This window comes from Syntrophorhabdaceae bacterium (genome assembly GCA_028713955.1).
In the GTDB taxonomy this organism is placed as follows: Bacteria; Desulfobacterota; Syntrophorhabdia; order Syntrophorhabdales; family Syntrophorhabdaceae; genus UBA5609.
In genome coordinates, this window is record JAQTNJ010000211.1 from 1 (window position 1) to 5,441 (window position 5,441).

The window sequence follows — 5,441 nt, forward strand, 5'->3', positions numbered from 1 at the left end:
TGTGCCGTGAGAAGAGTATTTTTGAGATACGGATCATCCATGGGAAAGGTACAGGACAATTGAGGCGGACAGTCCATGCCGCCCTCGGTAAAAATCCTGTTGTTCAATCTTTCCGGCCGGCAGGAGAAGGGGCAGGCGGCTGGGGCGCCACAATAGTGGAATTAAAAAGATAAGGAGGATAGTATGCCGTTCGTGAATATCAAGATCACAAAAGATGGGGTTTCACCTGAAAAGAAGGCAGAAGTGATCAAGGGTGTAACGCAGCTTCTTGTCGATGTGCTCGGAAAGAACCCGCAGACCGTAATGGTTCTCATTGAAGAGGTGGAAACGGACAACTGGGGCGTCGGCGGCGAGTCGGTGACGGTGCGGAGAAAGAAGACACAATAACAGTACAGCAAAAAGCGGCAGGCAGTGAAGGGCAGAGGGTATGGATGGAAATCAAGCTTGAACCGAGTCTTTCAAACTGTATTGAGACTGTTGCAAAAAGGGAGTACGAGAGGGTGCTGAGCATACTCCTGAAAGGGGATCAGGAGGACAGACAGTTGGAGGAAGAGCTGGAACTGCTGAGGCTGTTCCTGGAATCGGCCGACTTCAGCCAACTGCGGAGCCTTTCTGAAGACATCCTGCTCGGAGGCAGGCGTGTCGAATTCATATTGAAATCAACCGACAGCCCGCCCGGATATGAGGTCGGGATCGATCAGCCATAGAATAGGTATCGATAGACCGTTGTTGAATACGGCAATCCCAGGATGTGAAGAATGTGTCACCTATGTACCCGGCCCTGACTGATCTCCGGATCAGACGCAAAGGAGAAAGATCATGAAAATCGCTTTGACACCGATGTCATCGGATGATCGCGAGCCTGTCATGGATATATTTAATTACTATATGGTATGGGTTTGGTTGCCATGAGATTTGAGGGAGTTATCTTTGATCTTGACGGCACCCTTGCCGATACGCTTGAAGATCTGGCCGATTCGATGAACAGGGTCTTGACCATGCAGGGGCTACCCGTTCACAGCTATGATGCGTACAGATATTTTATCGGGAAGGGGGTAAAGAACTTGGTTGCCGAAACACTCCCCCGGGAAAAGCGATCTGAAGAATATCTAAGCTGGTATTACGATTCGGTGGTTGCGGATTACCGGAAGAATTGTTTGGTCAAAACGCGATTGTACGACGGCATCGCTGATGTTATAAACAGATTGAAGGGCCACGGTATAAAACTGGCCGTCTTCTCGAATAAGCCTGATGACCTTACGAAGAGGATCGTTGAAGCCCTGGCGGGGACTCAAAATTTTGAAATGGTCCTCGGCGCGCAGGCCGGTATGCCCGTAAAACCAGACCCGGCAGGTGCCTTGCTCATCAGTGCACATCTTGGCATCGCCCCCGGCAGCATCCTGTATCTTGGTGACACGGATATCGATATGATGACCGCGAACAACGCGGGGATGTTTGCCGTAGGCGCGTTGTGGGGGTTCAGGACAAAAGATGAATTGCTCGAAAGCGGTGCCCGTGCCGTGATCAGCCACCCGCATGAGCTGTTTGAGATAATGGGAATATAGCGGTAATAGCAAATCCTAAATCCAAGTGAACCCGTAAGTCGTGAATCGTAAGTCGTAAGGGGTGAAATCGCCTCACGTTCCACTATGAGCTATGAGCCATGAACTGCTCTTACGGCTACTCATATTCCTTCGGTACGGCGCAGATAATGACAAGGGGCAGGTCGGGTAATGTGTTCTTGTACTGGTGTTTTTCGTTGGGAAGAACGAGGACGAAGTTGCCCTTCTGAACGGGTTTCTCTTCCCCTGTTTCAGTCACCAGGGCACCCTGACCATCTATGACGTAGTTGATATGTTCAAAGGGGTGCGTATGGTATGGCGAGTAACCGCCCGGCTCAATGGTGAAGACGCGTACAGAAAACGAAGGTGTTCCATCCGCCTTTGCAATAGGGATCTGCTTATAGGCGTCTTTTGCGCCCTCCATATCCATCTTCGTCTTTTCAACCTTATCGAGGCTTGTTATCTTCATATAGTCACCTCCGTAATGGTATAGAATCTATATGTTACCAGAGTATCCAGTTCAAACACCACACATTTTTAAAAAACCCATTGATACTTATCTTGACTTATTCCTTTTCGCAGATAATACTTATCTCCAGTTTACGAAATCTCTTGAAAGAAAGGAGCAGCGATGGATGTTATAAAGATCATGCCATGTCTTGATATGAAAAACGGTCGTGTTGTGAAGGGGATCCATTTTGTTGATATACGCGATGCAGGTGACCCCGTTGAAAATGCGGCCTTCTATGAAAAAGAGGGCGCTGATGAACTTGCCATGCTTGACATCGCCGCTACTGTTGAAAACAGGAAGACCCGTCTTGAATGGGTAAAACAGGTCTCCTCTGTAATCACCATTCCCCTTACTGTTGGCGGGGGAATCAACAGCCTGGAAGATATTGAAATGGTACTCGGGGCAGGCGCCACGAATGTCTCCATGAACAGTGCTGCCGTGAAGAACCCGGAGCTTGTCCGTGAAGGGGCAAAGAAATTCGGTTCCGGAAAGATTACCGTGGCGATCGATGCGCGGCGCAACAAAGGGATGCCCTCCGGGTTTGAGCTCGTCATTGCCGGTGGAACGACGCCTATAGGGAAAGACGCCATTGAATGGGCAAAGAAGTGCCAGGACCTTGGCGCAGGCGTTGTCCTTCCAACCAGTATGGACGGTGACGGGACACTCGCGGGATATGACCTCGAATTTACAAAGGCTGTTGCCGATGTCGTGACGGTTCCTGTCGTGGCGTCAGGCGGAGCCGGAACCCTGGAGCATTTCTATGAAGGGGTGGTCAAAGGCGGCGCCAGCGTGTTGCTCGCGGCATCGGTTTTTCATTTCAGGACATTTACCATACGGCAGGTAAAGGAATACCTGAAGGCAAAGGGGCTAAAGGTTACCCTGTAAAAAAACAGAAAATCAATACGCAATATTCAAACAAAAACTTCTTGGCGTTGTTTCTCTTTTGGATATTTGGTCATTGGATATTGGTTATTAATTGGTTATTGATGTTTGGTGATTGGTTATTCAGTACTTATTATGAAGCACTTCAGGTATGACCCTTCGGTGAAGGGCACGAGTTGGGGATGATCGATGCCGTGGGTATAGGTTTCGAGGAAGCGGAGGGATTTTCCTGCCTTGCCCCCTGCCTCAGAAAGGAGATAGCGGAAATCTTCAAGGGTGAGATGTACCGAGCAGGAGCAGGTGACGAGGATACCATTTTTGGATAATGCCTTTATAGCCATCTCGTTGATGCCCCTGTAACCGATAATCCCCTCCTTCTTTTTCCTGTGATCCTTGATGAATGCCGGCGGATCAAGGACAATGACATCGAATTGTTCCTCAATGTTTCTCAGGCAGTGCTTCACGTCATCGCATATGAATTCACAGCGTGCGGGATCAAAACCGTTGAGCGTTACGTTCTCTTTTGCCAGTTCAAGTGCGCTTTCAGAGGTATCCACACTTGTCACGCGCCGCGCGCCTCCTGCAAGGGCGTAGACAGTGAATCCTCCGGTATATGAAAAACAGTTGAGCACATCCTTATCTTTTGTGTATTTTATACATGCCCCACGCTTGTCGCGCTGGTCGAGAAAGAAGCCTGTCTTCTGGCCATGCTTTACATCGACGAGAAACTGAAAACCGTTTTCAAGAATGGCAATGCGGTCAGGCACAGAACCGGCAAGAAGCCCCTTTTCACTGTCGAGATTTTCCTGTTTCCTCACTGACATATCGGACCGTTCGTATATCCCTTTTGGTCTTAGTATCGTTCCCAGGGCATTGATAATATTGTTTTTCCATGACTCGATCCCACTGGTATGAAACTGCACCACCAGGTAGTCGTCATACTTGTCAACAATGAGCCCAGGCAGGAAATCGTTTTCACCATTAATCAGGCGGTAGGCATTCGTTAAGGGGTTTTCGACATACTCCTTTCTTGTCCGGTAAGCCCGCTCTATCCTCCTTGCGAAGAAAGACGCGTCTACTGTCTCATCCTTTTCATAACCCCAGACGCGGACTGCTATCTGTGAATATGAGTTGAAATAACCGGATGCAAGGAATTCCCCTGTCTCGCTGAAAAGCCTCACCGGCTCACCAGGAGGCAGGCCGTCAGGGATCTTTGTCAGGGCCTGTGAAAAGACCCAGGGGTGCCTGCCCAGCACGGGACCGATGCGGTTCCTTTTGATGGTTAATGTGATCATGATGCAAGGTCAGTATATATAAATTATTCCCTATCGTCAAAATCAACCGGCAGCTTCTTGTATTGTTTGCCAGCTTGTAAGCCTGTGCAGGCTTGTTAACCATGAGCCATGGGCTTGACTTATGCTCTTGGTTGCCAATAATGTTGTAACCTGCTATAGTTGAAATGAGAACGTAATGAAACGGGGGCAATGGTGAGCAGGCTCAAGGACTTAAAGACCCCGGTCTTCTGGGTTGAAGGGCATCCGGGCAAACTGGACAGAGAGGCATGGCAGATCGAGGTTGCCGGTCTTTGTGAAAACCCAAAGCAGTTTGCCTGGCAAGAGATTGTCTCAATGCCGAAGACGATTGCCGATGCGCGGCTTACGAGCGTCACACGGTTTTCTGTCAGAGGGAAATGGGGAGGTGTGAAGGTTGCCGATATCCTGAAGATTGTAGGAGCGTTGACCTCGGTACGGTATGTGAGGTTCTGGTCTTACAGGAAGATCTATGATACGTCAGTTCCCATCGATGTAGCCCTCAAGGAGAGGATGCTGCTCGCATATGAGTTTGACGGCGACCTTCTGGAGGAGGATTACGGAGGCCCCATCAGGGTATTCTGCCCCTATCTCTGGGGATACAAATCGGCAAAAAGCGTTGTGAAGGTCGAACTGACAGACGGCTATTCCCCGGGATTCTGGGAACAGCGCGGTTATACCGACGACGCCGCGATTGAAGCCGGGGTAGTGCGCGACATGAATGAAGGAGGGAGGGTCAGGCCTATCCCCGATGGTGAGGTTATCGGGTTTCTCGATGAATGACATACAATTGACAAAGCCGCCATCAGGACTTATTAATAATCCATAAAGGATATGTATAAGGAGATTTATTATGCCTATCTATGAATATAGATGCAAGCAATGCGGGAATGAATTTGAGGTCATACAAAAGGCAGACGATCAGGAACCTCCTTGTCCGAAGTGTGAAAGCAAGGACATAGAAAAGAATCTGTCCGTAACCCATACAGGACAGGGTTCCTGCGGGGCGCCCAGGAAATCACCTTTTTCCTGAAAGTAGTATACTGAGAACAGCGGAACTGTTCTGTAAAAAATAGAGCTGTCAACACTAAGCTGTCTGCTGACGGCCGATAGTTGATCGTTCACCGCAAGGAGGATATCATGAGTAACACAACAGCTGTTACGGATAATGCATTT

8 protein-coding genes are annotated in these 5,441 nt (G+C 49.1%); 6 read left to right on the top strand and 2 right to left on the bottom strand.

Going from position 1 to position 5,441, the window contains the following annotated elements; genetic code table 11:
* Nucleotides 1-183: 183 nt before the first annotated feature.
* The 3 genes from PHU49_13920 (at nt 184) to PHU49_13930 (ending at nt 1,565) form a co-directional block, all read left to right on the top strand.
* A complete protein-coding gene (locus PHU49_13920; GenBank protein MDD5245102.1) occupies nt 184-387 on the top strand; it encodes a 4-oxalocrotonate tautomerase family protein in 204 nt (67 codons plus the stop codon).
* Nucleotides 388-431: 44 nt separating this feature from the next.
* On the top strand, nt 432-707 hold the full coding sequence (locus PHU49_13925; GenBank protein ID MDD5245103.1) for a hypothetical protein: 276 nt from the start codon (nt 432-434) through the stop codon (nt 705-707).
* 201 nt (nt 708-908) lie between these two features.
* Nucleotides 909-1,565 carry an HAD family hydrolase gene (locus PHU49_13930; GenBank protein ID MDD5245104.1) on the top strand — a complete coding sequence of 219 codons (657 nt, stop codon included), beginning with the start codon at nt 909-911 and terminating at the stop codon, nt 1,563-1,565.
* 115 nt (nt 1,566-1,680) lie between these two features.
* On the opposite strand, the gene PHU49_13935 is transcribed toward PHU49_13930, so the two are convergent.
* Entirely contained in the window at nt 1,681-2,031 is a 351-nt protein-coding gene (locus PHU49_13935) for a cupin domain-containing protein (protein MDD5245105.1), read from the bottom strand.
* Nucleotides 2,032-2,193: 162 nt separating this feature from the next.
* Here PHU49_13935 and hisF point away from each other — a divergent pair, with 162 nt between their 5' ends.
* On the top strand, nt 2,194-2,958 hold the full coding sequence (gene hisF / locus PHU49_13940) for an imidazole glycerol phosphate synthase subunit HisF (protein ID MDD5245106.1): 765 nt from the start codon (nt 2,194-2,196) through the stop codon (nt 2,956-2,958).
* A 116-nt stretch (nt 2,959-3,074) separates the two neighbouring features.
* On the opposite strand, the gene PHU49_13945 is transcribed toward hisF, so the two are convergent.
* A complete protein-coding gene (locus tag PHU49_13945; GenBank protein ID MDD5245107.1) occupies nt 3,075-4,250 on the bottom strand; it encodes a class I SAM-dependent rRNA methyltransferase in 1,176 nt (391 codons plus the stop codon).
* A 189-nt stretch (nt 4,251-4,439) separates the two neighbouring features.
* Here PHU49_13945 and PHU49_13950 point away from each other — a divergent pair, with 189 nt between their 5' ends.
* Together PHU49_13950 and PHU49_13955 are read left to right on the top strand one after the other, a co-directional pair.
* On the top strand, nt 4,440-5,048 hold the full coding sequence (locus PHU49_13950) for a molybdopterin-dependent oxidoreductase (protein ID MDD5245108.1): 609 nt from the start codon (nt 4,440-4,442) through the stop codon (nt 5,046-5,048).
* 70 nt (nt 5,049-5,118) lie between these two features.
* Nucleotides 5,119-5,298, top strand: coding sequence for a zinc ribbon domain-containing protein (locus PHU49_13955; GenBank protein ID MDD5245109.1), 180 nt, complete (start codon nt 5,119-5,121; stop codon nt 5,296-5,298).
* The last annotated feature ends 143 nt before the right edge of the window (nt 5,299-5,441 follow it).

What these genes read in the sequence shown, in the direction of transcription:
- PHU49_13935 (MDD5245105.1), bottom strand. Translation starts at nt 2,031, where the DNA reads ATGAAGATAACAAGCCTCGATAAGGTTGAAAAGACGAAGATGGATATG.
- PHU49_13920 (MDD5245102.1), top strand. Translation starts at nt 184, where the DNA reads ATGCCGTTCGTGAATATCAAGATCACAAAAGATGGGGTTTCACCTGAA.
- PHU49_13925 (MDD5245103.1), top strand. Translation starts at nt 432, where the DNA reads ATGGAAATCAAGCTTGAACCGAGTCTTTCAAACTGTATTGAGACTGTT.
- PHU49_13930 (MDD5245104.1), top strand. Translation starts at nt 909, where the DNA reads ATGAGATTTGAGGGAGTTATCTTTGATCTTGACGGCACCCTTGCCGAT.
- hisF (MDD5245106.1), top strand. Translation starts at nt 2,194, where the DNA reads ATGGATGTTATAAAGATCATGCCATGTCTTGATATGAAAAACGGTCGT.
- PHU49_13955 (MDD5245109.1), top strand. Translation starts at nt 5,119, where the DNA reads ATGCCTATCTATGAATATAGATGCAAGCAATGCGGGAATGAATTTGAG.
- PHU49_13950 (MDD5245108.1), top strand. Translation starts at nt 4,440, where the DNA reads ATGGTGAGCAGGCTCAAGGACTTAAAGACCCCGGTCTTCTGGGTTGAA.
- PHU49_13945 (MDD5245107.1), bottom strand. Translation starts at nt 4,250, where the DNA reads ATGATCACATTAACCATCAAAAGGAACCGCATCGGTCCCGTGCTGGGC.